We start from the raw sequence: 24,757 nt of genomic DNA on the forward strand, positions 1-24,757 counted from the left end.
CAGGGGGCAATCTGAGGGCAGAGCAGCAGAGGGCGATCGCAGTGTGCCCATCAACCTCTAGCCGTAGCTTAGAAAGCTCGTAAATTATTCACACTGCAATGTCTACAGCACTACCCCAACTTCATCAATAAAGCGTTAGGTTGGTTGCAGTAGCGGCTCTCTACAGCTTGTAGAAAAGGTTAACAGTTTCTTATCCGCTACTTTTGCTGCCTTCTCGCGGTTTACTTAGCGGTTTACTTACCGGATTAACGCAAACTTAGCGCAAAGTCCTTCTCTCACCGTCACATCCCTCCATTGCAGGGCGAGGTATTGACATGAATTGGTCTCATTACAGAACCCCGGATCTGGCGCTCTCTAGCTGGACATGGCTTCCTAACGACGCTGCAACCAGTCAGTTCCATCCAGCCACCGAGCCACCAACTACCCTCTACAGAACAGCATTCGTCTCACCGTCGCTGCGTCCCCAGTGTGGGCCATTGCAACCCCTACGCCAATGGCTCAACAACATTGAAATTTCAAGCGAAGCCCAAGCCCATCGGATCTGTCAGGCGATCCCTGCCCGGTGTCCCTTCGAGCGAGAGGTGCGGGTCTTTGGTAAAACGATTCTCCGGATTCCGCCGCTGTGCAAGCTCAATCCCGTCTATGAAGAGGTTGTAGCGCTTCGGTTTCGGGCAATGTGCTACCTGGCAGATGAATGCGGGGTGGACGTAACGCCTTATTGCTAATCAGCATCCGAGTCGAGTTAGCAGTGTCCCAAAAGTGTCAAAGTATGGTTTCAGCGCTTTATGGATCTGCGGCGTGGGATCAAGCAGAGTGATGCTATGGTTCTACCGACTCTGCGGAGGTGGCTGTTGCCGGAAGCTCCAGGCAGTAGCCTGCGCCGTAAACCGTTTTGATATAGCGCGGATGGCGGGGATCAGGCTCTAGCTTGGTTCGTAGATGCCGCACATGAACCCGAATCGTCTCAATATCGTCGTCGGGATCGTAACCCCAGACTTCCTTCAGGATTTCGCTGGGGGAAACCGTCTGCCCATGCCGTTGCAGCAGGCAGTGCAGTAGCTCGAATTCCAAATGCGTTAGCTTCACGGTCTGGTCAAACCAGATTGCTTCTAACCGCTCTGGCACCAGCGTCAGCGGGCCATAGTTCAGAATTTCCGTATGCTTTGCCGCCTGGGGAATGCGGTCAGTGCGGCGAAGGAGGGCGCGGACTCTCGCTAGCATTTCCTCTACCTCAAAGGGCTTAGTGAGGTAGTCGTCTGCGCCTGCATTGAAACCTTCCACCTTGTCCTGGGTCTGGCTGAGGGCGGTGAGCATGAGCACAGGAATGTCGGCTGTGCGCTCGTCTCGCCGGAGCCGCTGGCACACGGTAAAGCCGTCTACTTTGGGCAACATCAGGTCGAGCATGATCAGGTCGGGCAGCAGTTGCAGTGCCAACGCCTGGCCTTTGACCCCGTCTGCGGCCTGGCTCACGTCATATCCAGCCATTTCTAGATTGACGGCTACTAGCTCTGAGATGGAAACGTCGTCGTCGATTACAAGTATCCGAGGCATCATTAAAAACTGGGTTTAACGTTTAGAAATTCTATGGAATCTATTGTTTTTATAACGGATTAATAACAAAAGCTACAGAGCCGTTCAAACATTTGTAGAACTTAAACAGAATATACGAGAAATTCTAAATTTTTTCTGCCCAAAATGCACTCTCCTGGCTGGAGGCTGAATCAGGAGCCTGCGAGCTGAGGCAAGAGATGGTCCGGTAAGAGTGGGTTGAAGAACCAGAGCGGGTATTGCTCAGACCTTGGGCGATCGCCCTCTATCTGCCTTCTGGCCTTATGAACTAACTTTTGAACTAACTTTGCGTCGCGGATTTTGCGCCGAAATCCTTGTATCGCCTGTCGCCAGAGATTTTTTCGATTAGCCCGACAACTCCGCCCGTAGCGCGTAGTCGCGGAATCGGTTGAGATCGGCTTGCAGCGTCGATTCCACCAGGCGACCCAGAAAAAGATTGTCCATCACTTTGCCCAAAATACCGGGGATCGCGTAGGACACCGTGAGCTTTACCACGCTGCGATCGCCCCGATCGTAAAACCGGATTGCGCCCCGGTTGGGCAGTCCGTCCACCGATTCCCACTGCATGATCTGGTGTTGCACCAGCTTGGTGATGCGCGACTGCCAGCTAAACTCGAACCCGCTAGAAGCCAGTTTCCAGCGCGACAGGTCGGGGTGATCGGGCTGAATCGTCACCGAGTCGATCCACTTCATCCACTTGGGCATTTGCTCCAGGTCAGACCAGAGTCCCCACACCCGCTCGATGGGCGCTTCGACTTCGACTTGAACGGTGTGATCTAACCAGTCGGCCATGATGGGAAAATGAGAAACTGCGATCGGTTGGGGCTACTGCTTTACTGTACAAAGTTTCCGGGGAAGAGGGAAGGAGGAAGAGGGAAGAGGGAAGAACGAAGAAGGAAGAAGGAAGAGGGAAGAGGGGAGAGGCTTTAAATCGGCAGGTATGACGATATTGGCGATTGACGGGAATGGAGGAAGGGGACAAGTTCGCGTTTGTTGAGGCGTTTTTGGAGGGGCGATCGCGCCAGCAAACGAGGCGATCGCTCCAAGGGGTTGTGCCGCTCGATGCCGTCCATGTGCAAAAGCAGGGCAAGACCTTGGTGAACTTTAGCGCTAATGACTATTTGGGATTGTCCAAACACCCCGCGCTGATTGCTGCCGCCCAGGACTATACGCAGCGCTACGGCACGGGCGCAACTGCATCGCGGCTGGTGACAGGCAGTTTCGACATTCACCAGCAGCTAGAGGCGGCGTTGGCGGCGGCCTGCGGGCGCGAAGCGTCGCTATTGTTCAATTCTGGGTTTCAGGCAAATGTAACGGTCTTGGGGGCGCTGCTCGATCGACATGCGCTGGTTCTGTGCGATCGCCTAGTTCACAGCAGCTTGCTCAACGGCGCACTGGCCAGCCGCGCCACGCTAACCCGCTATCGGCACAATGACCACGAGCATCTGGAATCGCTGCTGCGACAGGCGGTGAATCAGCGCTACAGTCGTGTCGTGATCGTGTCGGAAACGGTGTTCAGCATGGATGGTGATCGCGCGGATGTCGATCGGCTTGTTCACCTGGCGCAGACCTACGGCGCGATTTTGTATCTGGACGAGGCCCACGCGATCGGGGTGCTAGGCACGGGGGGAATGGGGTTGGCGATGGGCAATCGTGGTGTGGATCTGGCGATGGGCACGCTGGGCAAAGCCTTTGGTGCGTTTGGTGCGTTCCTGGTTTGCTCGGCGCGACTGCGGGACTATTTGATCAACGCTTGCCCCGGCTTTATTTACACCACAGCGCTTCCCCCCAGTGTGATTGGGGCGATCGCCGCTGCGCTGGAACTGATGCCCAGTCTGGAGGGCGATCGCCAGCGGTTGACCCGTCACGCAGAGACGTTGCGAACCCAGCTTCGGGCGGCAGGATTCGACACTGGGTCATCCTCCACGCACATTATTCCTATCATGCTGGGCGAGGCGGAACGGGCGCTGTACCTAGCTCAATGGCTAGAATCTCAGGGCATCCTTGCCGCGGCCATCCGCCCACCGACGGTTCCCCAAGGCACGGCGCGGCTGCGGCTCGCACTCTCTAGCCAGCACACCAGCCAGCATTTAGGATCATTAATTGGCGCGTTGAGGAACGGGCATGAGCAGCGGCATTGAGGCGATTGCCTATCACGGCTGGGGGTTTGACGCAGACCTGTGGCAGCTGTGGGCGGCGGCGTTGAAAACTGCGGGCGTTGAGGTGCAACTATTCGACCGGGGCTATTTTGGCTTGCCCAATCAGCCCGGTTTTAGCCAACAGCCTTCCCGTAAAGTGATTCTGGCTCATTCCTATGGGCTTCATCTCTGTCCAGTAGAGCAGATGCATCAGGCCGATCTAGTGCTGGTCTTCAGCGGATTTTCGTCGTTTCATCCGCTGTCGGGGCGATCGCGCGATCGCTCAAAAAGCATTCTCCAAATCATGATTCAGCAGTTTGAAAAAACACCGAGCCTAGTCTTGCAAAACTTCTACAAAAAGTGTTTCTCACCTGTCGAGGTTGATCCAGCCTGGCGTGAACCTTCTGAAAGTTTTCGGGTTCGCGAAAATCGGCTCAATTCTGCCCTCTTGCTGCAAGATTTACAACTGTTAGATGAGTCGATTCAGAATCTCGACCACTTGCCGCAAACGGCTCATGCCATTGCCTTTCATGGTCAGAGCGATCGCATTGTTCCATTTCCAGATACCCCTGAGCAAGCCACGCATCTGCTGGCGAGGGCTGAGTTTATCTCGATTCCCGATGCTGGACATCTACTGCATTTGACGCATTTTGAGCGCTGCTGGGAACGGGCGATCGCCGCTATTCATTCTCTACCTCCCGCATGATTTTAGAAAACGGCGCTAATGCTTTGGAGAGAACCCATGCAAAATGTCGAATTGAGGAAGCCTTTGGACAAGCTGCAACGCAATATGATCAGGGCAGCTTTGGTGCAAAAAAAAATGCGCGGGCCCGGTTACTAGAGGAACTCGATCGGGTGTGCCCTGAACTGCCCTCTGGAAAAGTGATTGAGATTGGCTGCGGTACGGGTTTTGTGACTCAAGGATTAGTAAAGAAGATGGGCGATCGCCCTCTGGAAATCACTGACTTATCCCAGTCAATGCTCGCCGTTTGCCAGCAGCAAGTTTCTCAGACCAGCCATTCTTCTGAAATGACCTTCAGAACCCTTGACGGTGAACTTTGGCAACCCATTTCTAGGAGCTATGCGTTGATTATTAGCAGCTTCGTTGTGCAGTGGTTTGAGCAGCTTGAGCCTGCGCTAGATCGCTGGATTTCTGCTCTCAAACCGGGCGGCAAAATTCTCATCTCGTTCCCAACCTGTCACAGTTTTCCAGAGTGGAAAGCAGCCTGTCGAAGCCTGGACTTGTCCTTTACCGGAAATCTCCTGCCTGATCCAGGGGCGATCGCCCAATTCCTCGCATCTCGGCCTGTTCAAACTCAATACTGGCAACAATCCATCGGCATTTCCTTCGCGTCTTCACGTGACTTCTTCCGCAGCTTAAAGCAAATTGGTGCGGGAACTAGCCTTTCCAAAACCAGGCTTTCCATTTCAGACTTTAAACAGTTGGTTGGCGCACTCGATGAATTTGCAAGTCTTTCCGAAGGGATTCACTATGACGTAGCCTATTTCACTATTTCTCGCAATAAAATTTAACCAAAGATGCCGATTCACTCGTTCATGTTTCCAGAAAAATTCTTCATTACAGGAACCGATACTAACGTAGGAAAAACGGTCGTCTCTGCCTTGCTAACCCTTGGGCTGAATGCGTCCTATTGGAAGCCGATTCAGTCGGGGCTTGATCCGATCAGCGATACGGATTACGTGCGGAAAGTCACTGGTTTAGATGACTCCCATTTCCTGCCAGAAAGGTTCACGTTAACGCAGCCCCTCTCTCCCCATGCCGCCGCTGAGATTGATGGTGTTCAGATCCATCTTTCCGATTTTCAGCTACCCTCTCAACTGCCATATAAACCTCTCATTATTGAAGGAGCAGGCGGGCTAATGGTGCCGCTCAATGAAGAGGATTTTGTGATTGATTTAATCCGACAGTTTCAGCTTCCGGTTTGTCTCGTGACTCGCAGCACGTTGGGCACGATTAACCATACCCTGCTGTCGCTGTCTCAACTGCGGCGGATGGAAATTCCGATTTTGGGTGTGATTGTGAACGGCCCCAAAAATGAGGGAAATCGAGCAGCGATCGCCCACTACGGCAACGTGCCCATTCTTGCAGAACTGGAGCCATTAGCCGAAGTCAATCCCGCTACACTCAAGCAAGTATTTGATCAGCTTTTCCGAGCTTAAATACCTTCTTAAAACCATGCATCCTCACATTTGGTATCCATTCACCCAAGCGAAAGTGGCGCTTGAACCTCTAAAAGTAAAATCTGCTCAAGGCGTTTGGCTGGAGTTAGAAACTGGGCACAAAATGATTGACTGCATCTCCAGCTGGTGGGTCAACACTTACGGACATTGCCATCCCAAAATTGCTGAGGCAATCTATCAGCAGGCGCAGCAGCTCGAGCAAGTCATTTTTGCTGGATTTACCCATGACCCCGCAGAGCAACTGGCGGAGAAACTAGTCGAAAAGCTGGGCGCTCCGTTTAATCGGGTCTTCTTTTCTGACAATGGCTCAACGGCGGTCGAAGTCGGGCTAAAGATAGCGTATCAATACTGGGTGAATCAGGGGCAGGCAAGAAGCACATTTCTAGCATTTGACGGAGCCTATCATGGGGACACCTTTGGCGCGATGTCAGTGGGTGCGCGTTCCTTATTTTCGGCGGTATTTTCCAACTTGCTATTTAACGTGGAGTTTGTTCCATTTCCCTCAACCCATTGGGGCGATCGCACGGCTGAAGAAACAGAAGCAAAGGTTCTTTCAATCCTTGAGAAAGTGCTAGATGAACGGGGCGATCGCATCGCAGGAATAATTATTGAACCGCTAGTGCAGGGGGCGGGTGGAATGCGGATGTGTAGACCCCAGTTCTTGCAGAAGCTGAGGGCGATCGCCCAGTCTTTTAACACGCTGCTGATTTTTGATGAAGTGATGACGGGCTTTGGGCGCACGGGGGACTGGTTTGCCTGTCATAAAGCAGGCGTTTCGCCTGATATTCTCTGCCTTTCTAAAGGAATTACGGGCGGCTTTTTGCCGTTTGCTGTAACAGTCTGCTCAGAAGAAATTTACCACGCATTCTATGATGACGAGCCGCTGAAAACGCTGTATCACGGACATAGCTATACAGCCAACCCGCTGGGCTGTGCGGCGGCGCTGGCAGGGCTAGAGCTAATGACTGAATATGAGCCACAGTTTCGCAGTATGGAAGCAAAACATTATGCACAGTTGGCTCAGTTGAAAGACCATCCTGCTGTTGAAAAATTGCGCGTTACGGGTACGATTGCAGCGATGGATCTGGTGACCCAAGAACGATCGGGATACCTCAACACAATTTCGCTGGAAATTCGTCAGCGGGCGATCGCCAAAGGTCTTCTGCTACGTCCACTTGGAAACGTTCTGTATATTTTGCCGCCCTACTGTATCCGTGACGCAGAGTTGTCCCAAATCTATCAGGGAATTGAAGAAATCTTGACGGATTTGTCCAAAGATTTTCTAATTTGAAGTCACCTGAAGATTCAGGCTTCACGCCCAATTTTCAGCACCCACAATTAGATTCCTGAAAACTTCTACCCGCCAGAGAGTCACCCGCTAGGGATATGATGAGAACCTGCCCTGATGTTTGCATCAAGACCTATGGTTGCGTCTTCTATTCCTGCACTGCGCTACGACTGGACGGCTGAAGAAGTCCTCGATTTGCTGCAACAGCCACTCATGGATCTGGTGCATCGCGCCCAAACGATTCACCGCCAGTTCAATCCCCCGAACCAGATTCAATTGGCGACACTGCTGAGCGTGAAGACGGGCGGATGTTCGGAAGACTGCGCCTACTGCCCACAATCGGCCCATTACCGCACCACCGTTGAACCACAGCCAATTCACCCGGTAGAAGTAGTGCTGGCGGCGGCCGAACGGGCAAAGGCGGCGGGTGCGTCGCGCTTTTGTATGGGCTGGGCGTGGCGTGAAATCCGGGATGGCAAAGCGTTTGATCAAATGCTGGAGATGGTGCGGGGCGTGCGATCGCTCGGCATGGAGGCCTGCGTGACAGCGGGAATGCTGACCGACACCCAGGCGGAAAAGCTGGCTGCGGCGGGGCTGACTGCCTATAACCACAACCTCGACACCAGCCCCGAATTTTATGGGCAGATCATCACCACGCGCACCTATGGCGATCGCCTGCAAACGCTGGAACGGGTTCGGCAGGCGGGCATTTCCGTCTGCTGCGGCGGCATCATCGGCATGGGCGAGGGGCTGAGCGATCGCGCCCGGATGCTGAGTATCTTGGCCAGCCTGAATCCGCATCCCGAAAGCGTACCCATCAACGCGCTGGTGGCTGTGGCGGGCACGGCGCTAGAAGCTCAACCGCCCATCGACCCGCTGGAACTGGTGCGGATGTGCGCCGCTGCCCGTATCGCCATGCCTAGGGCAAGGGTGCGCCTTAGTGCGGGACGCAGCCAACTGAGCCGCGAAGCACAGGTTCTATGCTTTTTGGCGGGGGCAAACTCGATATTTTATGGCGATACGCTGCTGACGACGGGCAATCCTGCAGAAGAGCGCGATCGCCAGCTGCTGGCCGACATTGGCGCAGAGCCGCTGGTATCTTGCCTAGAAACCACCCCAAAAAATAGCGTGAAAAAATAGCGCGGGCAAGAAGCCTACGCTATTGAAGAATTCAGAAGAGTTTCAACTGTAGCGGCTGCCTACTCTTCCATTTCTTCCATGCGGGCAATTTGCGTAGGCATTTGCGGTAGCCCCTGGGCAGTTTGCTGACCGCTGTACATGGCTCGCAGCACTAGTGCCGGGTCTACCCAGTTGCTGTCATACTTCAAACCCCAGTGCAGGTGGGGCCCGGTGGTGCGACCCGTCATGCCGACGCGACCTACTCGCTGGCCGGCGTAAACCGTCTGCCCCTCGTAAATTTGGATGCCGCCTGCGCGATCGAGCATAGAGCGGCGACCCCCTGTGCGATCGACCCGCCCCTCCATGTGGCAGTAAATGCTGAGCCAGCGTCCGGCCTCCACCACGACTGAAGTGCCGCAGTTCGAGTCATCCGTCACTTCGACCACCACGCCTGTCGTCCAGGTGCGGATGTAGCTGCCCTGGGGTGCGGCCATATCCAGACCATAGTGAAACTCGTTGTAGTTGTAGCCTTCGATGGAGCGACGATAGCCAAAGGGCGAGGTGTACGCCTGGAATTGCTCTAGCGGAAAGGAAACATTGCTCCACTCGTTGCGGGCGACCACCTGGGCAACGTCAACTGAGGAAATGTTCTGAGCCTGAGCGCCAGGTTCGCCTACGCTGATCGCTGTGGGGTTGGCGCTGGGTCTCGTGGGCTGGATCGTTCCCGTAGCGTTGGGGTTGAGCGTTGGGGTTGAGGTCGTGGAAGCAGGCTGGGGCGATCGCCGCAGTCTGGGAAAAATTGACCGAGTTGAGTCCGCAGGAGCTAGGTCACGGGTAGAAGGGTCGGTCACTTGGGGCATGAAGCGGTCGGCAGGTACAGCACCGGGCGTAGTGCGGATTGCGTTCTGGGTTGCTAAGGCATTGAGAGAGCGAGCTTCGCTCATTTTTTGATGGGCTTCTACTACGACGAGCAGAGAGAGGGCAATGCCAGCAGTTAGCAGAAATTTTCCTAAGTTGTTTGAAACTTCTCTCATGACGGAAATAGGTACAAGTCCAGTTCGGTTTCCTATGCCTTACAACCGCCAACATCGTACATCAGAATAAAACCGCTGAATTAAGAATTTTCTATCAAATCGTCATCCCCCATGTGGGTAATTGATGAAGACTGATAGGGTGAAAAATAGTTGTTTAGGAGGTTATTTGTTTAGGAGGTTATTTGTTTAGGAGGTTATTTGGGGCATTTGGCAACCTTCAGGATTCCCGGTTTGCACCTAAAACTGCACATTCTTGAAATAAAGAACGAATGTCCGTTTAAAGAACTAATTCAATTGTACTATATAAAGTTCAATCAAAGCGACTGCACGCCGAACTTTTGATCGGTTTCTGCGTCTTTCCTAGGCACTCCAACTTTTTCAAGTCCTTTCCTGGTAGGTACCCCACGAGCTGTAAATGTCCAGATATTCTGCCTGGGCTGAGGAGCGTAACTAATGTGAATGGGTCGATTGCCCCCATAGTAGTAGAGCGAGTCAAACGGCAATCGCTGCTCTAGAATCCACTCCACAAGGTGATACGTGCTATCGCACAGACTATCAACACCGCTCTCCAACCCTACAATCCGAAAATCACAGGCAGCACCGAGGCGTGAGCAGTAATACTTGCCATTTCGGTTCTTTTCATGCGCCATGTGCTGATCTCGACTTGGATCAACCCGCCCGTTCTTAATCCCTGTTGCTGGGTCTTTCTGCGCCAGAAACCGCTTCAGATCCTTTGAACAAAAGCCATAGGTCAATTGAAACCGCTCCCTGCCAAAGTGAGCAATCACAGGGTCAAGAATATGCTGGCACAGCGCCTCTAAAGCTGGGATGGTTTCTTCCAGGTTTTCGGGGTATGGGTCAATCTGATCCGCATACTTCTGGTAGGTTTGCGTGCAGGTGCAAAACTCCTCCAGTGTTAGGTATTGACCGATCTGCATCGTTCACCCTCTAAAACCATGCAAAGCCATGCTAAAGCTAGAGACCGCTAATGAGCTAATGAACTGAGTTTAGCGCAGCCGCCCCGATCGCAGGATGCTGATAATTAGCCATAGCCCCAGGATGCTGGCGGCGGCAAACAGCGCCTCGCTGATCCACACTACGCGGCTGACGGGGGCGTTTGCGGTGATAATCGCCGCGCCCATGATCAGCGCCCCCACGACAATGCTAAAAGAGAGCCGATTGGCAGAAGAATCGACGGTGCGGCGCAAGGTGTCCAGTTCGCGCACGGTCAGGTTCCAGTTCAGCGTTTCAGAGGTGACACGGTCGAGCAGCAGTTCGACCTGGCGGGGCGATTGCAGCGACAGATTTTTCAGATCCAGCAGCGTCCGCAAGAAGGCAGGCAGCGGCGCATCGCCCACCAGCTTGCGGCGAAACAGATCGGTCATCAGCGGGCGAATTTGTTCTGAAAAGTTGAATTCGGGGTCGAGGGTGCGGGCAACGCCTTCGAGATTGGCGATCGCCTTTGCACATAGCCCCAGGTTTCCCGGCACGCGAATTTTGTTCTTTCGCGCCGCTTGCAGCACCTCATAAAACAGCAGGCTGAAATTGATCTGGCCCAGGTTTAGGCTGTAATACTGCCGCAGCAGCCGCTCATAGTCTGTTTCCAGCCGCGTTAGGCTGATTGGCTCCTCTGAAGGGGCCAGTTGCAGCGTGAGCTGGGCGCAGCGCTGGGCATCCAGGCTGACAATGGCCAAGATTAGCTCCAGCAAGATGTCCTGCGTGCGTGGGTCGAGCCGCCCCACCATGCCACAGTCCAGCAGGGCCACGCGCCCATCGCTGAGATAAAACAGGTTGCCGGGGTGTGGATCGGCATGGAAGAAACCGTCTAGGCAGACCTGCTGGAAAAAGGCGCGGAGTAACAGGTTGGCGATCGCCCGTTTCTCGGATCGCTCGTCTTCTGCGTGGGCGAACTCCGCCAGCAGCAGCGGCTTCCCATCCAGCCACTCCATCACCAGCAGTTGGTCTGTCGTATGCTCCCAGATAATCTGCGGCACCACCAGTTGCGCTGGGTCAAACCAGCGGCTGCGGCCTAGGTTGGTGCGGAGTTGGTCCGTATAGGTCGCCTCCTGGGTAAAGCGCAGTTCAGCCCGCAACGCCTGGGAAAACTCTTCCGCCAGGGTCACCACGTCGTAGAGCTTGCCAAATTCGGTTTGGGCCACCAAGCTGGCGATCGCCCGAATCAGGGCAATATCCTGCTCCACCACAGACAGCAGCCCCGGTCGCTGCACCTTTAGCGCCACCTCGCGGCCGTCCTTGAGCGTGGCCCGGTGGGTTTGAGCAATCGACCCCGCTGCCACAGGTTCCGGGTTAATCGCCAGAAAGACATCTTCCACAGGGCAGGAAACCGATTCTCGAATCACAGCTTCAATTTCTGCCCACTCTACAGGCGGAACCTTGGCCTGGAGCGTGCTGAGCGCCTCAATATAGTCAGGCGGCAACAGATCAGGGCGCGTACTCAGCAGTTGCCCCAGCTTGACATACACCGGGCCCAAGTCTACCAGAATATTTCGCAGCACCGCAGGCGTGGGCAGCTTTGGCTCGTCTAGCTTGCCGCCCGACAGCAGCCGCCGCATATAGTCCCACCCGTGCCGCAGCACAACCTCAGCGATTTCGCCTTGACGAGAACTGGTCTGGACAAGTTGAGAGAGCATCGATACACTTCCCTGGACTGCCGCTGGCGTTCACAAAAAAGCCCCGCCACTCCTACAGCCTAGCGGGGTTTGTCGAGTTTGGGGTTAAGGTTCAGTTCAGCCTGGCTCAAAACACTAACGCAATGACAGAGTCAGCTTGCTGCGATGGCTGAGGGATTGCACTCAATACTCCTTTGCGGCTTCGTCTACAAAGCACCAGAGCCAGTCTTCGCCCAGCTCTGCCGAACTCATGACCGGATGCCCTGTTTCTTCATAGTGGCGGCGGGCGTGCTGATGCTTTGATGAGTCGCAGCACAGCATCTTACCGCAGGTCTGGCAAATCCGCAGATGCACCCACTGGCTGTTGACTCGGATGCATTCTTCACAGCGAAAGACCGGGAAGTTTGCCTTGGGAATCAGCGTTTCAAGGGTCAGATTGTTCAGATGTTCGCAGGACATGGGCGGAGGGTTGAGGGGTCAGGTTTGGGGAGTGCGGCCTCGGAGTCGGAAATGCGCCGAAACGTTAGCGAAACTCTAGCACGCCTTGCCAGACTCTTGGGCTGGTGCCCCAGCGGACAGAGGCTTTCGCATATGGGGCGATCGCCCCCAACCCCCTTCACCTTGCTTCCTAGTTCCTGGCCTGCGTAGGCAGTGGTTCTGGCGTGATACTCAGGCTAATAGTTTGCCCGTTGCGGCGAACTTCCACTGGCAGCGGGCTGCCAATGCGGCTATTTTCTACGACCTGCTGCACCTGTTCCGAAGCGGTGACAGGTTGCTGCCCCACTTTGGTAATCACGTCGCCAGCGCGAACCCCTGCACGGGCAGCAGGGGAGTTGTTTTGCACGCGCACTACCAGCACACCTCGGTCTTCCTGAACCCGAATCGGGCTATTGGGGTCGTCGTTGATGTTTTGCTTCAATTCAGGGGTCAGGTTGACCATCTGCACGCCCAGATAGGGGTGATCGACCCGCCCCGTGGCGATGAGCTGGTCAGCAATGCGCTTGGCGGTGTTAATCGGAATCGCGAAGCCCAGTCCTTGGGCGTTGGCGCGGATGGCGGTGTTGATGCCGATCACCTCGCCGCGCTCGTTGAGCAGGGGCCCGCCAGAGTTGCCGGGGTTGATGGCTGCGTCGGTCTGAATAAAGCTAGCCCGCTGATCGGGAATGCCGACTTGGGCGCTGCTGCGACCCGTGGCGCTGATGATGCCTGCGGTAACGGTGCTGTTTAGCCCCAGTGGGTTGCCAATGGCGATCGCCCATTCACCCGGCCGCAGCAAATCAGAATTGCCCAGTGGGGCAGTCGGCAGACGATCGCCCTCAATCTTGACAACGGCAACATCAGTGACGCGATCGCCCCCCAACACCCGCCCCTCAAAGGTGCGGCCGTCGCTCAGGGTGACTGTTACCCGGTCAGCGCCATCCACCACATGGGCATTGGTAATGATTAGCCCGCTCGCGTCGATGATTACGCCGGAGCCGATGCCCTGCTGCACGCGGGAAGACGGTGGCAGCCCTTCTTCGCCAAAGAAGCGTCGGAAGAAGGGGTCGTTAAACGCCTCGGGAACGCGCCGGGTCACGGTTCGTGAGGAGTCAATCCGCACCACGGCCGGGCCAACTCGCTCGGCTGCGCTGGCAATAAAGTTTGACCCACCAGAGGCAAACGCCGCGGCAGCGGAGGGCGCAGAAACCGCCGCCGGAGCCTGCACTTGGCTGACCAGGGGTTCTTCTGTAGAGGTAGAAACAGGAGCCAGGGCCTGGTTGGCTAAGAGGCGATCGCCCGCTACTACCGCTCCAGCTCCCATCATCATCAGAGCCAGATAGATCAGAGACTGTTTCATGGAAGATTTGCGCTCAGGCTTTCTAGAGGTCGTCACGGTGTCAGATTCCTCGCTATATCCAATTGTTCCCAAAATTTTTTAAGCATTAGTCTTTCCCTAATTTAATCGGGAAATTTGTCAATCGAATGACAAGGCTGTCACAACCTTATGAAAAGATGCAACTCAGCCTTGAGCCTGCCTTTAGACGTAGACTGACTCCGGAGTTTGTCATGCAAAGTTCATGCCCCTTTCACGACAGCGACAAACCCGGTTGATAACTTGAAGTCACAGGTGAATGAATGCTCAGGGAGTCGGTTGTCCTGCACGAAAGCTTTTTCGGCATCAAAGCAGGGCCACTCGGCTCCCTCTTTTTTTATGGTTTTTTGGAAGCGGACGTGGCCATGATTTCTCTCCAGCGCGGCCGTCTTCAGCTTCAAAAGCCGTTAGGACTTACACAGGGCGCATCCCCGTTATGCAAGTTTGCTCTCATCCTCCAGCCCCTTCTCCCAAACAAGGAGAAGGGGAGCCGGATTGGAAGTCTTTTCTCCCAAAGCGGGAGAGGGATTTAGGGTGAGGGTTGCAAAAGTGGGATGCACCCACTTACGCAGTTGAACGATTTCTCGCGGGCGCACCTGCGAGAAATCGTTCAAGACCCAGAAAGCTTATCGTAGGTGCGTGAGTCCTAAACCGTTTTAGGATATCCATATCTAGACGGTTCTGCCTCTAGCTTTTTCAAAAACCTCGAAGCCTGGAACGCTGGTCTGAATGCGGCGAATTGACGTGATCTTGATTGGGGTGGGTGTGTTTGCGGCGGGTGGCATCGTCTATGTCGTGTTGATTCGCCTGGGATTAACCGACCTCGATGCGGGCATCTGGACGCAGGCGGTGCTGACCATCGGACTATTGGGCTGGCTGGTGACGTATCTGTTTCGCGCAGTCACCCAAAACATGACCTACAACCAGCAGCTTAAGGACTATGAAGATGCCGTGCTGCAAAAGCGACTGGATGCGATGACCCCGGAAGAATTGGCGGCGCTTCAGGCGGAGCTAGAGCAAGAAAAGGCGGCCGACGAAAACGCAGCGCTGGATGGTAAGGTATCTGGTGATCCTTAGGCACGGCGATCGCCGCTCATGACTCTAGGTGACAAATTCTGGGCAACAAACTCCGGGCAACAAACTCCGGGCAACAAACTCTGGGCAACAAACTCCGGGCAACAAACTCTGGGCAACAAACTCCGGGCAACAAATTCTAGATAACGGCCCAGGCTTATAAATAAATTAAATAAACCTACAGGACACAGCATGAAGTCGGTTTCAGATTGCATGGGGGCATTGCGCGATCGCGCTCAGTGTGCGCTCATTCCATTTATTACAGCGGGCGATCCTGATTTGGACACCACAGCCAAGGCGCTACAAGTCCTGGATCGCAGCGGTGCAGATCTGATCGAACTCGGCGTGCCCTACTCCGATCCGCTGGCGGATGGCCCGGTTATCCAGGCAGCCGCCTCGCGGGCGCTCCAGCGCGGTGTGAAGCTAGAAGACGTGCTGGAACTGGTCAAAACCGTCAGCCCGACATTACGAGCGCCGATTATTCTCTTCACTTACTACAACCCGATTTTGAACCGGGGCATTGAGTCTTTCCTGAAACGGGCCTACGAGTCCGGTGCGCGGGGTCTGGTGGTGCCAGATTTGCCCCTAGAAGAGATGGACAGCGTGCTGAAACCTGCGGCAGACATTGGCATTGAGGTGACGCTGCTGGTTGCGCCGACCAGTCCTAAAGAGCGCATCCAGGCGATCGCCCAACAGGCCCAGGGCTTTATCTATCTGGTCAGCGTGACGGGGGTGACGGGAATGCGATCGCAGGTGGGCGATCGCGTGCAAGACCTGCTGCTAGAGCTACGCAGCGTTACGGATAAGCCCATCGGCGTTGGCTTTGGTATTTCAGAGCCGAGTCAAGCGCGGCAAGTCATGGAGTGGGGTGCAGATGCCGTCATCGTCGGCAGCGCCTTTGTCAAACGCTTGGCAGAGGGCGAACCGCATCAAGCCTTGGAATCTGTCGAAACCTTTTGTCGCAGCCTAAAGGCATCGCTGCAAGAGGCATAAAAATTGGGCGCTTGATTGGGCATTTGTTTGGGATGGGCACCTCACCAAACTTGAGGTAGTGAAGTCGCAAACCAATCGCGTGCTTTAGCAGGTCTAAAGTAACAGGTTCAGTCCTTGATGCGCTTCCATAGAGGAGCAAAGGGGGTGGCTCCGTGGCGCTGTGACATCTAATCCTTCGCTACGGACACTGATTCCTTCGCTCTACATGCATCATACAAACGTGAAAATGAAGGCGGCACCCAGATTCGAACTGGGGGTGAAGGTTTTGCAGACCTCTGCCTTACCACTTGGCTATGCCGCCGAGCTTGCTGTCTTGACTTGCTGTCTTGACTTGCTGTCTTGACTTGCTGTCTTGACTTGCTGTCTTGACAGTGTTGACAGCCGACTTTTTTCGAGGGGTTCGTGAAGGGTTTGCGAGGGGCGATCGCCCCCTGTGAACAGGTTCTTCGTCCCACGAGGATCTAGTATATCATCCGAGGAAGTTGCGATAATTCTCATCTGAAAGATTTCTGGCGGGTTCCCATGCCATCCTCTGCGGGTTCGCCCTCTGCGGGCTTGAAGATTGTTCAACTGACCGACACGCACCTGTTTGCCGACGAGCAGGGTGAGATGAAGGGCTGCCAAACGGGGCGATCGCTCCAAACCGTGCTTCAGGCGGTGGCCCAGCGCCAGCCCCGACCCGACTTGCTGCTGCTGACGGGTGACCTGTCGCAGGATGAAACTGAGGAATCCTACCGAGTGTTGCTGCGGCTGATTTCGCCGCTGGGTATTCCGGCGCTGTGGCTACCGGGAAATCACGATCAGGCGATCGCCCTGATGGAGCAGGTGCTTTCGGTCTTCCCTGCCGCGCCCCAAAAGTGCCTGCAACAGGGCGGCTGGAACCTGATTTTGCTGAATTCTAGCCAGTGGAACGAAGTATCCGGGCGGCTCTCCGACGACAGCCTGCACTGGCTGGATGCTCAGTTGCGCCAGTTTGCCCATCTGCCGACGCTCGTGGCGCTGCACCATCCGCCGCTGGCCGTTGGCTCTGCCTGGATGGATGCTATCGGGCTGCAAAATCGGGAGGATTTGTTTGCAGTGCTGGATCAGCACCCTCAGGTGAAGCTGGTGGTGTTTGGGCATATTCACCAGGAATTTGATCAAATGCGGCAGGGCGTACGCTATTTGGGCACACCGTCTACTTGTGTCCAGTTTTCGCCAAATATCGACGAATTTTCGATCGACTCGACCCGTCAACCGGGGTTTCGAGAAATCACGCTCTATCTGGACGGACGCTACGAAACGCAGGTGGTGCGGGTGGAGCGGGCAGCCTCTCTGGTGTAGCCAGTCTCTAGTGCAGCCGAGGGTCATTCCTGGCAGATCAATGACCAGGCGAACCGGGCAGCCTCTCTGGTGTAGCCAGTCTCTAGTGCAGGGAGTCCGGGTGTTCTCACGTTTGCGCGGCGGCATTTGTGCGGCGGCGTTTGCAACCCTTTGTCCACTGCGTCCCCCTCAAGCGGTACAATGTATCGTCGGTTGTTCTTCTCTCATCCCCTCGATTCATGATTTCCAGCAACGACTTTCGTCCGGGCGTGAGCATTGTCCTCGATGGTTCTGTATGGCGCGTGGTGGAATTTCTCCATGTGAAGCCTGGCAAAGGGTCGGCGTTTGTGCGGACGAAGCTGAAAAATGCCCAGACGGGCAACGTCGTGGAGCGTACCTTCCGTGCGGGGGAAACCGTGCCCCAAGCGATCCTAGAAAAGAGCGTGATGCAGCACACCTACAAAGAAGGTGATGATTACGTCTTTATGGACATGGAGAGCTACGAAGAAGGACGGCTGACGGCGGCGCAAATTGGCGATCGCGTCAAATATTTGAAAGAGGGCATGGAAGTGAACGTTGTCCGCTGGGGCGACCAGGTGATGGAAGTGGAACTGCCCAACTCCGTCGTTTTGGAAATTATCGAAACAGACCCCGGTGTGAAGGGCGACACCGCGACGGGAGGCACCAAGCCCGCCATTGTGGAGACGGGCGCTCAGGTGATGGTGCCGCTGTTTATTGCCAAGGGCGAGCGGATCAAGATTGACACCCGCACGGATACCTATCTGGGGCGGGAAACCTCGTGAGTATTTGGGGCTGGCTTGCTATGACCGCTGGTGACGTGGGGCGATAAATACCGTGGAATTAAACTTTAATGAGATTCGTGAGCTTCTAGCTCTGCTAAATCAGACAGACTTGGCAGAGTTTACCTTAAAAAGCAGCGATTTTGAGCTGATTTTGCGGAAACAAAGCAAAGAGAGCGATCGCCCTGTTGTCGTCGAACCTGCTGACACGGCCCGCTTTACCCCACCCCCCGTTGCCCCCGTTGTGCCCGCCGCGCCCCCTGCCCCTGCGATTCCCTCACCCCCGTCCCCCCTGGCCACCGAAAAGCTGGTGGAGATTACCTCGCCGATTGTGGGCACGTTCTACAGCGCCCCTGCACCCGATGAGCCGCCGTTTGTGAATGTGGGCGATCGCATTCGCAATGGGCAGACGGTTTGCATTATTGAGGCGATGAAAATCATGAACGAAATCGAGGCTGAGGTGAGCGGCGAAATCGTCGAGATTTTGGTGAAAAATGGTGACTCAGTAGAGTTTGGTCAGGCGTTGATGCGGGTGAATCCTGGCTAGAGGCGATCGCCCTTCTTCGGGAGTGCGTCTGATAAGCGGGCTTTTTAATCTTTGAGAAACAGTTTTTCGAAAAGCGCTCAGCCCCCATGCAGCCGTTATTTTCTCAGTCTAAATTCATTTAGAATGCAGGCAGTTTCCCTAAGCTAATCCTAAACCTGAGATCCAAATGGCATTGCGGCACGTAATGACTTTGGGATTCAAAGGTTCGTGCTGCTGAACTAATGCGGATCTAACCTGCCATGAGTGTTGAAGATATCGCTACGCTGCTGCATCCGGCGATCGCCGTTTTCTTTGTGTTTCCCTTGATTGGTGCGGTGGTGTACTTTGCCTGGCAAACCCGCCAGCGCCGCCTACAGCTTGCTGCCGGAGACAAGAGCAAGATTCCGCCCATCGTCGGCCCCGACCATTTCAAACTGGGCAAGTGGCTGAGTGGCTCTGTCGTGGGCATCACGCTGCTGGGCATGGCACAGCCGATTTACAAAAAGCTTGTGCTGGATAGTGGCAATTGGGCGGCGAATTCCACTCGGTTTTACCTGATTCTGGGGTTCTTCATCGCCACTATCGCCGCGCTGGTGTTTCTCTATCGCGCGGCCTCGCTGAATCCACAAACGCCCCGGCTCTGGCGAGGGCTGTTTGCCATGCTGACTGGCGCAGGCTTGTGGATTATCGGCTTCCAAAAGTTTCAGGCGGGCGACGGCAATTTGTATGATCTCGTCTTTCGGCGCGATTTTGAATGGCAGGTGTCGCATTTCTACTACGGTATGATTGCCGCCATGCTGATGATCTTCTCGCTGGCGATCGCCCCCGACATCTACAGCCGCGACCAGGAAAAAGCCCTGACTTGGCGCAAAATCCACACCGCGCTCAACACCATCGCGCTGCTGTTTTTTGTGGGGCAAGCCCTGACGGGCCCCCGCGACCTGCTAGAAATTCCCCTAAGCTGGCAAAAATCCTACGTCGAGCAGCTTTATTTCCAGAACTGCCAGACCCAGCCCTGTCAGGTGCAGGCTGCCCCTGTAGAAGAAGCACCCCAGGAACAATCGACTCCTTAATCCGAATTTAGGCGATCGCCTCTCTAGTGCAACTCAGGTGTTACAGCGCTTTTGAAGCGAGTAGGATCTGCGGATGGTCAGGACGCTCTCGCCTCGTCAGGGGAGCGCGGGCCTTACCCTGCGGGAAAATGCTGTGTAACTTGGAAAATGCTGTGTAACTTAGAGACGCTCTAGGTCAGCCTCTCGCAGCGCCAGCCCCAGCGTTACCATGCGGGCCGCCATAAAGCAGGTCAGCGCCAGCCACAACAGCGGGTTGCTTTGGGTTTGCCAGGCGATCGCCGCGACTGGCGCAAACCCCAGCAGCGACGAGAGCAGCGATGAATTTCGCAGCACGTTTCCCGCCGTGATGCCGAGAAAATAGCCGTCGAGCATATAGGCGATCGACCCAAAGCCCAGCAGCGGCAGCAGCCACCAGACCGACTGGCGCACGCTCTCCAGCACGTCGGCATGGTGCGTGAGCAGGCGAAATAGCGGCTGGGGCCGCAGGGCAAACAGCAGGGCGATCGCCAGTCCGAGTCCCAGGCTCAGCGCTCCAGAGAGTTCCGCCAACGCCCGCAGGCGATCGCGCTGACCGCCGCCGTGAAACTGGCCCGCGTAGGTTTCGGTGGCAAAGGCGAGTCCATCGATGAAGTAGGCCGCCAGGGTCACCACCTGGAGCAGCAGCGTATTTGCCGCCAGCACGGTCGTCCCCATCGCAGCGCTGAGGTTAGTAAACACCGCAAAGGTGGTAATCAGGGCAAAGGTGCGAATCACAATATTGCCGTTCAGCAGAACTAGGGACTTTAGCGCCGCCGCGTTCCAGATCTTGGGAAACACTGCCCGCACCTGCGCCCCAGACACCTCGCGGCTTAGCAGACCCAGCGCCACCCCCAGCATGGCGTACTGGCTCAGGGCCGTGGCCGCGCCGGCCCCCGCGCTGGCCCAGCCCCACCGCACAATCAGCCAGTAGTTCAGCACCACGTTCACACCGTTGCTCACCGCCGACAGCAGCAGCACCGCCCGCCCCTTACCCCGTCCCAAAAACCAGCCCATCCACACCAGATTGAGCAGCGTCGCGGGTGCCCCCCAAATCATCGCGTTGTAATAAGCTCGCCCGGCCTGTTTTACCTCCGGTGCGGCGCTTAGCAGCGTAAAGCCTATCTCTCGCAGCGGCAGTTGCAGCAGCACAATCCCCAGCCCCACGACCAGGGCGATCGCCCCACCCCGCAGCCCCGTTATCAGCACTTCGTCCGCATCGCCCCGGCCCACCGCCTGCGCCGTCGTGCCCGTTGTGCCCATCCGCAAAAAGCCAAAGGTCCAGTACAGGTAGTTGAACAAGACAGTGGCGATCGCCACGCCCGCCAGATGCCGAATATCAGCCAAATTGCCCAAAAACGCCACATCTAACAGCCCCGCCAGCGGCACCAGCAGGTTTGACAGAATATTCACGCTGGCCAACCGCAAAAACGAGGCCCAGAAGGAATCACGCATAGAGCAAGTTGGAGTTAGAAATCAGGTGACGAAGCCCTGGAGAATTTCCGGCGAGTTTGGAGGGCGATCGCCTAGACTAGACAGAATACCAGCAGTCTAGCAACTCATTTTTCAACTCATCCCGCCCATGACCGCCACCCAATTTCAGCCCCGCACCGCCAGCCCCGCCACGGTTCAGCTTCACTACACCGTCGCCATGCCCCAGCCCGAAACGCACCTGTTTGAGGTGACGCTGCGAGTATCCGGTTGGCAGGCAGACGTGCTGGATCTGAAAATGCCCGTGTGGACACCCGGCTCCTACTTGATTCGGGAATACTCGCGGCACGTGCAGGACTTTGCAGCGGCATCGGGATTGACATGGGAGAAGATCAGCAAAAATCACTGGCGAATTCATACAGCCGAAACGTCAGAGATCACGCTGAAATATCGCGTATTTGCCAATGAGCTGACCGTCCGCACGAATCATCTCGACACGACTCACGGATACTTTAACGGCGCGGCGCTGTTCTTCTTTGTGCCAGGGCTTGAGCGGCAGCCTATTCGAGTGACGATCATGCCGCCGAAGCCGTCCTGGAAAATCGCCACTACGCTGCCCGTCGTTTCGGGTGAGGAAAATACCTTTGAAGCGGCTGACTTTGATGCGCTGGTGGATACGCCCGTAGAGGTGGGCATCCACGATCGCCACGAATTTAGCGTGCTGGGCAAGCCCCACGAGTGGGTAATCTGGGGAACGGGGAACTACGACGCAGCAGATTTAATTCAAGACACCACGCGAATTGTGGAAGTAGAAGCCGCGCTATTCGGCGGGCTGCCCTACGAGCGCTATCTGTTTTTGCTGCATTTGTCGTCTCAGGGCTATGGCGGGCTGGAGCATAAAGACTCCTGCACCCTGAACTACGGACGTTTCAGCTTCCGAGCCAGGGAGAAATACAACCGCTTTATGCAGCTGGTGGCACACGAATTTTTCCATCTGTGGAACGTGAAGCGGATTCGTCCCAAGGCGCTGGAAGTGTTTGATTATGAATCGGAAAATTACACGCCGTCGCTTTTGGTTTTGCGAAGGGACGACCAGCTTTTATGACTTGGCAATCCCCCTTCCGGGCGGGACTGTATGATGCAAAGACCTATCTCAAAGAATTGAGTAAGGAAATCACGCAGTTTCTCACGATTCCTGGGACGCAAAGTGCAGCCGCTGAGTGAATCCAGTTTTTGATGCGTGGGATCAAAGCTCTATCGCCGCGATGCAAATAGCAACAATAACCAGATCTCCTATTATCTCAAGGGCGAAATGGTGTCGCTGCTGCTGGATTTGTTGATTCGCGCAAAACATGACAATGGGCGATCGCTCGATGATGTAATGCGGCTGATGTGGCAGCGGTTTGGGCAAGACGAAATCGGCTTTACACCAGCGGAACTGGAAGGGGCGATCGCCGCCGTGGCCGATACTGATCTCAGCGACTTTTTCCATCGCTATTTGCACACAACTGAAGAACTGCCGTTCGACGATTATTTGAAACCCTTTGGGCTGTGCCTGCAACCTGACGACGTAAGCAACGCTCCCCCTAGTCTGGGCATCACTGCCCGCGCCGAAAATGGCAAAACCCTGATTCAGTTTATTGAAATGGGCGCACCGGCTCAGCAAGCCGGCCTCGACATCGGCGATGAGCTACTAGCGCTGGACGGGCTGCGAGTGTCGGCAGAGCAGTTGGGCGATCGCCTGCAAAACTACCGACCTGGCGACACAGTGCAAGTCACCGTCTTCCACCAAGACGAACTCCGCACTGTTCCTGTCACTCTCGACCCGCCCTCCCCTAGCAACTTCAAGCTTATGCCCCTGCCGTCTGCCAACGATGCTCAAAAAGCGCTCCTGCGGGGCTGGCTGGGTATCGATTGGGAAACACTGTGTAACATCATGTAACCAACTCTGGACAAGAAGCTTAAGCTCCAAGGCTCTCTGAATGGGGTGTGGTAATGTCTGAAAAAATTCCTCCATCACACTTGAGGAGATCTCTATGCCGCTACAGACACCGCCGCCACCGTCCATCAGTCCCAGCCAAATGACGCTGCTCCGCGTTGTTGCAGCGATGGCTTGGGCCGATGGCAACCTCGCTGAAGAAGAAGTAGACGTGATGCTCGACAGCTTTAGCGGACTCTTTGCAGCCGATGCGCCCCAAAAAGAAGAACTGCGGAAGGAGTTGCGGGATTACGTCATGCAAAATATTCCGCTAGAGGAACTCATTCCCAAGCTGCAAACGATTGAGGAGCGGGAACTGGTGCTGCGCCTGGGCTATGCCGTGATCAACTCCAGCGCCCGCACACCTGATGAGGAACTCGTCAACGCTGAAGAAGCCGAAGCCTACCAGCGGCTGGTTAATCTACTGGGCTTTGCGCCAGAAACAGTGAAGCGCGTGGAAGAAGAGGCGATCGCCGACCTCTCACAAAGCGAAGGGCTGATCGAACGCCTCACCCGCCACTTGGGCAACTTCATCGGGCACTAACCGCTCCTAGCGCCCTCGCTTCCGTCCGTTCGTAGTAAGCGCTTTAGCGCTGAAGCGCCTACTACGAGCCAAGGCATCACCCTAAAACTAAACCATCACACTGCACTACAGGCAAAACTTCTGCCTCTGAGTAATAGCATTGGCTCTCAGCGCTAGCTTGACTAAGCCAAGTCTTCGTTTCTAGCTCATCTCCAACATTCGCTGAATCGGTCTGAGCGCCGCCGCCTGAGTCTCCTCAGATAGAGTGATTTCGGGCTGGCGGTTTTTCATACAGAGATACAGCTTTTCCAGCGTGTTCAGCCGCATATGCGGGCACTCATTGCAGGCGCACTGGTTCATCGGCGGCGCGGGGATGAACTTCTTGGTGGGTTCTGCCTTTTGCATCTGGTGAATGATGCCCGGCTCCGTCGCCACGATAAAGGCGCGGCTGTCGCTCTTTTGGCAATAGCCGAGCAGCGCGGTCGTAGAGCCGATGTAGTGGGCGTGGCGCAACACGGCGGGTTCGCATTCGGGATGGGCGATCACTTCCGCTTCAGGATGCTCGATTTGCAGTTGCACGATCTTGCGTTCGGAAAACGTCTCATGCACCATGCAGCTTCCCTGCCACAGCACCATCTCGCGCCCGGTCTGCTGCATCACATAGCGCCCGAGGTTGCGATCGGGGGCAAAGATAATGGGCTGATCTGGGGGAATCTGCTGCACGATCTTCACCGCGTTGGAACTGGTGCAGATAATGTCGCTGAGGGCTTTGATTTCGGCTGTGCAATTGATATACGACACAACGACATGACCCGGATGTGCTGCCTTGAAGGCGGCAAAAGCATCAGCCGGACAGCTATCTGCTAGGGAACAGCCTGCCTCTAGGTCGGGCAGCAGCACCAGCCTGTGCGGATTCAAAATTTTCGCCGTTTCTGCCATGAAATGCACTCCCGCAAACACGATCACGTCTGCATCGGTGCTAGCGGCCTGCTGCGACAGCCCCAGGGAGTCGCCAATATAGTCGGCAATGTCCTGAATGTCAGGATCTTGGTAATAGTGCGCCAGGATCACCGCGTTGAGGTCGCGTTTGAGATCGGCGATCGCCCCAAACAAATCCCTAGGCAGCGCCTCGGAATTTTGGTAAGACAGAACAGTTTGTAGCACGGTTTACGGACTTCCTAGGTAGTTGTCAGATAAGAGACATGGATTA

At 55.4% G+C, this 24,757-nt stretch carries 27 protein-coding genes and 1 tRNA gene; 17 read left to right on the forward strand and 11 right to left on the reverse strand.

All coding sequences use genetic code 11. From position 1 onward, the window contains the following. Nucleotides 1-314 precede the first annotated feature (314 nt). Nucleotides 315-725 carry a Mo-dependent nitrogenase C-terminal domain-containing protein gene (locus tag O77CONTIG1_RS11475; protein ID WP_084782546.1) on the forward strand — a complete coding sequence of 137 codons (411 nt, stop codon included), beginning with the start codon at nt 315-317 and terminating at the stop codon, nt 723-725. A gap of 94 nt (nt 726-819) precedes the next feature. Here the strand turns inward: O77CONTIG1_RS11475 and O77CONTIG1_RS11480 are convergent, their stop codons facing one another. Continuing rightward, nucleotides 820-1,551 carry a response regulator transcription factor gene (locus O77CONTIG1_RS11480; protein ID WP_068510709.1) on the reverse strand — a complete coding sequence of 244 codons (732 nt, stop codon included), beginning with the start codon at nt 1,549-1,551 and terminating at the stop codon, nt 820-822. A 363-nt stretch (nt 1,552-1,914) separates the two neighbouring features. Next, on the reverse strand, nt 1,915-2,361 hold the full coding sequence (locus O77CONTIG1_RS11485; RefSeq protein ID WP_068510710.1) for an SRPBCC family protein: 447 nt from the start codon (nt 2,359-2,361) through the stop codon (nt 1,915-1,917). A 173-nt stretch (nt 2,362-2,534) separates the two neighbouring features. Between O77CONTIG1_RS11485 and O77CONTIG1_RS11490 the strand changes: the two genes are divergently transcribed. From O77CONTIG1_RS11490 to bioB, 6 genes are all read left to right on the forward strand, one after another. Further along, complete coding sequence (locus O77CONTIG1_RS11490) at nt 2,535-3,710, forward strand: aminotransferase class I/II-fold pyridoxal phosphate-dependent enzyme (protein ID WP_068510712.1); 1,176 nt, start codon at nt 2,535-2,537, stop codon at nt 3,708-3,710. Then, nucleotides 3,694-4,413, forward strand: a complete 720-nt coding sequence (locus tag O77CONTIG1_RS11495) for an alpha/beta fold hydrolase (protein ID WP_068510714.1) — start codon at nt 3,694-3,696, stop codon at nt 4,411-4,413. Before O77CONTIG1_RS11490 ends, O77CONTIG1_RS11495 begins: the two co-directional genes overlap by 17 nt. A gap of 23 nt (nt 4,414-4,436) precedes the next feature. After that, nucleotides 4,437-5,240: a methyltransferase domain-containing protein gene (locus tag O77CONTIG1_RS11500; protein WP_172799673.1), complete on the forward strand. Its 804-nt coding sequence runs from the start codon at nt 4,437-4,439 to the stop codon at nt 5,238-5,240. A 24-nt stretch (nt 5,241-5,264) separates the two neighbouring features. Further along, entirely contained in the window at nt 5,265-5,888 is a 624-nt protein-coding gene (gene bioD, locus O77CONTIG1_RS11505; protein ID WP_225894748.1) for a dethiobiotin synthase, read from the forward strand. A 55-nt stretch (nt 5,889-5,943) separates the two neighbouring features. Next, the gene (gene bioA, locus O77CONTIG1_RS11510) at nt 5,944-7,200 is read left to right on the forward strand and encodes an adenosylmethionine--8-amino-7-oxononanoate transaminase (protein WP_286132664.1); all 1,257 of its coding nucleotides are present in this window, start codon (nt 5,944-5,946) and stop codon (nt 7,198-7,200) included. A gap of 132 nt (nt 7,201-7,332) precedes the next feature. After that, nucleotides 7,333-8,337 carry a biotin synthase BioB gene (gene bioB, locus O77CONTIG1_RS11515; protein ID WP_286132665.1) on the forward strand — a complete coding sequence of 335 codons (1,005 nt, stop codon included), beginning with the start codon at nt 7,333-7,335 and terminating at the stop codon, nt 8,335-8,337. Between the two features lie 59 nt (nt 8,338-8,396). Here bioB and O77CONTIG1_RS27890 read toward each other — a convergent pair whose 3' ends face one another. From O77CONTIG1_RS27890 to O77CONTIG1_RS24480, 6 genes are all read right to left on the reverse strand, one after another. Further along, nucleotides 8,397-9,350 carry a M23 family metallopeptidase gene (locus O77CONTIG1_RS27890; RefSeq protein ID WP_286132666.1) on the reverse strand — a complete coding sequence of 318 codons (954 nt, stop codon included), beginning with the start codon at nt 9,348-9,350 and terminating at the stop codon, nt 8,397-8,399. A 314-nt stretch (nt 9,351-9,664) separates the two neighbouring features. Continuing rightward, complete coding sequence (locus O77CONTIG1_RS11525; RefSeq protein ID WP_068510723.1) at nt 9,665-10,288, reverse strand: hypothetical protein; 624 nt, start codon at nt 10,286-10,288, stop codon at nt 9,665-9,667. 69 nt (nt 10,289-10,357) lie between these two features. Next, nucleotides 10,358-12,001 carry an ABC1 kinase family protein gene (locus O77CONTIG1_RS11530; protein ID WP_068510726.1) on the reverse strand — a complete coding sequence of 548 codons (1,644 nt, stop codon included), beginning with the start codon at nt 11,999-12,001 and terminating at the stop codon, nt 10,358-10,360. 162 nt (nt 12,002-12,163) lie between these two features. Then, complete coding sequence (locus tag O77CONTIG1_RS11535) at nt 12,164-12,439, reverse strand: UBP-type zinc finger domain-containing protein (protein WP_068510727.1); 276 nt, start codon at nt 12,437-12,439, stop codon at nt 12,164-12,166. A gap of 169 nt (nt 12,440-12,608) precedes the next feature. After that, nucleotides 12,609-13,817, reverse strand: a complete 1,209-nt coding sequence (locus tag O77CONTIG1_RS11540; protein WP_084782548.1) for an HhoA/HhoB/HtrA family serine endopeptidase — start codon at nt 13,815-13,817, stop codon at nt 12,609-12,611. A gap of 218 nt (nt 13,818-14,035) precedes the next feature. Continuing rightward, entirely contained in the window at nt 14,036-14,233 is a 198-nt protein-coding gene (locus O77CONTIG1_RS24480; protein ID WP_156435178.1) for a hypothetical protein, read from the reverse strand. A 328-nt stretch (nt 14,234-14,561) separates the two neighbouring features. On the opposite strand from O77CONTIG1_RS24480, the gene O77CONTIG1_RS11550 reads away from it, so the two are divergent. After that, entirely contained in the window at nt 14,562-14,909 is a 348-nt protein-coding gene (locus O77CONTIG1_RS11550; protein ID WP_068510732.1) for a DUF3007 family protein, read from the forward strand. A gap of 189 nt (nt 14,910-15,098) precedes the next feature. Further along, on the forward strand, nt 15,099-15,899 hold the full coding sequence (gene trpA / locus O77CONTIG1_RS11555) for a tryptophan synthase subunit alpha (RefSeq protein WP_068510733.1): 801 nt from the start codon (nt 15,099-15,101) through the stop codon (nt 15,897-15,899). 230 nt (nt 15,900-16,129) lie between these two features. On the opposite strand, the gene O77CONTIG1_RS11560 is transcribed toward trpA, so the two are convergent. Then, nucleotides 16,130-16,200, reverse strand: a tRNA-Cys gene (locus tag O77CONTIG1_RS11560). A 221-nt stretch (nt 16,201-16,421) separates the two neighbouring features. Here O77CONTIG1_RS11560 and cpdA point away from each other — a divergent pair. The 4 genes from cpdA (at nt 16,422) to O77CONTIG1_RS11580 (ending at nt 19,600) form a co-directional block, all read left to right on the forward strand. Further along, a complete protein-coding gene (gene cpdA, locus O77CONTIG1_RS11565) occupies nt 16,422-17,222 on the forward strand; it encodes a 3',5'-cyclic-AMP phosphodiesterase (RefSeq protein ID WP_068510735.1) in 801 nt (266 codons plus the stop codon). A 218-nt stretch (nt 17,223-17,440) separates the two neighbouring features. Then, nucleotides 17,441-18,004, forward strand: coding sequence for an elongation factor P (efp, locus tag O77CONTIG1_RS11570; protein ID WP_068510736.1), 564 nt, complete (start codon nt 17,441-17,443; stop codon nt 18,002-18,004). A gap of 52 nt (nt 18,005-18,056) precedes the next feature. After that, nucleotides 18,057-18,548 (forward strand): acetyl-CoA carboxylase biotin carboxyl carrier protein, encoded by a 492-nt coding sequence (accB, locus tag O77CONTIG1_RS11575; RefSeq protein ID WP_068510738.1) that lies wholly within the window; start codon nt 18,057-18,059, stop codon nt 18,546-18,548. A gap of 239 nt (nt 18,549-18,787) precedes the next feature. After that, nucleotides 18,788-19,600 carry a DUF4079 family protein gene (locus tag O77CONTIG1_RS11580; RefSeq protein ID WP_068510740.1) on the forward strand — a complete coding sequence of 271 codons (813 nt, stop codon included), beginning with the start codon at nt 18,788-18,790 and terminating at the stop codon, nt 19,598-19,600. 159 nt (nt 19,601-19,759) lie between these two features. On the opposite strand, the gene gntT is transcribed toward O77CONTIG1_RS11580, so the two are convergent. Continuing rightward, nucleotides 19,760-21,070: a guanitoxin biosynthesis MATE family efflux transporter GntT gene (gntT, locus tag O77CONTIG1_RS11585; protein WP_068510741.1), complete on the reverse strand. Its 1,311-nt coding sequence runs from the start codon at nt 21,068-21,070 to the stop codon at nt 19,760-19,762. 127 nt (nt 21,071-21,197) lie between these two features. On the opposite strand from gntT, the gene O77CONTIG1_RS27895 reads away from it, so the two are divergent. The 4 genes from O77CONTIG1_RS27895 to O77CONTIG1_RS11595 all read left to right on the forward strand — a co-directional run bounded on the left by O77CONTIG1_RS27895 (nt 21,198) and on the right by O77CONTIG1_RS11595 (nt 23,568). Next, entirely contained in the window at nt 21,198-22,151 is a 954-nt protein-coding gene (locus tag O77CONTIG1_RS27895; RefSeq protein WP_286132667.1) for a M61 family metallopeptidase, read from the forward strand. Further along, nucleotides 22,148-22,270, forward strand: coding sequence for a hypothetical protein (locus tag O77CONTIG1_RS27900; RefSeq protein ID WP_286132668.1), 123 nt, complete (start codon nt 22,148-22,150; stop codon nt 22,268-22,270). The genes O77CONTIG1_RS27895 and O77CONTIG1_RS27900 overlap by 4 nt, the downstream gene beginning before the upstream one ends. A 16-nt stretch (nt 22,271-22,286) precedes the next feature. Beyond that, nucleotides 22,287-22,988, forward strand: a complete 702-nt coding sequence (locus O77CONTIG1_RS27905) for a PDZ domain-containing protein (protein ID WP_286132669.1) — start codon at nt 22,287-22,289, stop codon at nt 22,986-22,988. A 94-nt stretch (nt 22,989-23,082) separates the two neighbouring features. Continuing rightward, nucleotides 23,083-23,568: a TerB family tellurite resistance protein gene (locus O77CONTIG1_RS11595; RefSeq protein WP_068510743.1), complete on the forward strand. Its 486-nt coding sequence runs from the start codon at nt 23,083-23,085 to the stop codon at nt 23,566-23,568. Between the two features lie 180 nt (nt 23,569-23,748). Here O77CONTIG1_RS11595 and nadA read toward each other — a convergent pair whose 3' ends face one another. Further along, nucleotides 23,749-24,711 (reverse strand): quinolinate synthase NadA, encoded by a 963-nt coding sequence (nadA, locus tag O77CONTIG1_RS11600; protein ID WP_068510745.1) that lies wholly within the window; start codon nt 24,709-24,711, stop codon nt 23,749-23,751. Nucleotides 24,712-24,757 lie beyond the last annotated feature (46 nt).

Source organism: Leptolyngbya sp. O-77, from assembly GCF_001548395.1.
In the GTDB taxonomy this organism is placed as follows: Bacteria; Cyanobacteriota; Cyanobacteriia; order Elainellales; family Elainellaceae; genus Thermoleptolyngbya.

Coding starts and splice junctions, on each gene's coding strand:
- O77CONTIG1_RS11475 (WP_084782546.1), top strand. CDS start 315: ATGAATTGGTCTCATTACAGAACCCCGGATCTGGCGCTCTCTAGCTGG.
- O77CONTIG1_RS11480 (WP_068510709.1), bottom strand. CDS start 1,551: ATGCCTCGGATACTTGTAATCGACGACGACGTTTCCATCTCAGAGCTA.
- O77CONTIG1_RS11485 (WP_068510710.1), bottom strand. CDS start 2,361: ATGGCCGACTGGTTAGATCACACCGTTCAAGTCGAAGTCGAAGCGCCC.
- O77CONTIG1_RS11490 (WP_068510712.1), top strand. CDS start 2,535: ATGGAGGAAGGGGACAAGTTCGCGTTTGTTGAGGCGTTTTTGGAGGGG.
- O77CONTIG1_RS11495 (WP_068510714.1), top strand. CDS start 3,694: ATGAGCAGCGGCATTGAGGCGATTGCCTATCACGGCTGGGGGTTTGAC.
- bioD (WP_225894748.1), top strand. CDS start 5,265: ATGTTTCCAGAAAAATTCTTCATTACAGGAACCGATACTAACGTAGGA.
- bioB (WP_286132665.1), top strand. CDS start 7,333: ATGGTTGCGTCTTCTATTCCTGCACTGCGCTACGACTGGACGGCTGAA.
- O77CONTIG1_RS27890 (WP_286132666.1), bottom strand. CDS start 9,350: ATGAGAGAAGTTTCAAACAACTTAGGAAAATTTCTGCTAACTGCTGGC.
- O77CONTIG1_RS11525 (WP_068510723.1), bottom strand. CDS start 10,288: ATGCAGATCGGTCAATACCTAACACTGGAGGAGTTTTGCACCTGCACG.
- O77CONTIG1_RS11530 (WP_068510726.1), bottom strand. CDS start 12,001: ATGCTCTCTCAACTTGTCCAGACCAGTTCTCGTCAAGGCGAAATCGCT.
- O77CONTIG1_RS11535 (WP_068510727.1), bottom strand. CDS start 12,439: ATGTCCTGCGAACATCTGAACAATCTGACCCTTGAAACGCTGATTCCC.
- O77CONTIG1_RS11540 (WP_084782548.1), bottom strand. CDS start 13,817: ATGAAACAGTCTCTGATCTATCTGGCTCTGATGATGATGGGAGCTGGA.
- O77CONTIG1_RS11550 (WP_068510732.1), top strand. CDS start 14,562: ATGCGGCGAATTGACGTGATCTTGATTGGGGTGGGTGTGTTTGCGGCG.
- trpA (WP_068510733.1), top strand. CDS start 15,099: ATGAAGTCGGTTTCAGATTGCATGGGGGCATTGCGCGATCGCGCTCAG.
- cpdA (WP_068510735.1), top strand. CDS start 16,422: ATGCCATCCTCTGCGGGTTCGCCCTCTGCGGGCTTGAAGATTGTTCAA.
- efp (WP_068510736.1), top strand. CDS start 17,441: ATGATTTCCAGCAACGACTTTCGTCCGGGCGTGAGCATTGTCCTCGAT.
- O77CONTIG1_RS11580 (WP_068510740.1), top strand. CDS start 18,788: ATGAGTGTTGAAGATATCGCTACGCTGCTGCATCCGGCGATCGCCGTT.
- gntT (WP_068510741.1), bottom strand. CDS start 21,070: ATGCGTGATTCCTTCTGGGCCTCGTTTTTGCGGTTGGCCAGCGTGAAT.
- O77CONTIG1_RS27895 (WP_286132667.1), top strand. CDS start 21,198: ATGACCGCCACCCAATTTCAGCCCCGCACCGCCAGCCCCGCCACGGTT.
- O77CONTIG1_RS27900 (WP_286132668.1), top strand. CDS start 22,148: ATGACTTGGCAATCCCCCTTCCGGGCGGGACTGTATGATGCAAAGACC.
- O77CONTIG1_RS11595 (WP_068510743.1), top strand. CDS start 23,083: ATGCCGCTACAGACACCGCCGCCACCGTCCATCAGTCCCAGCCAAATG.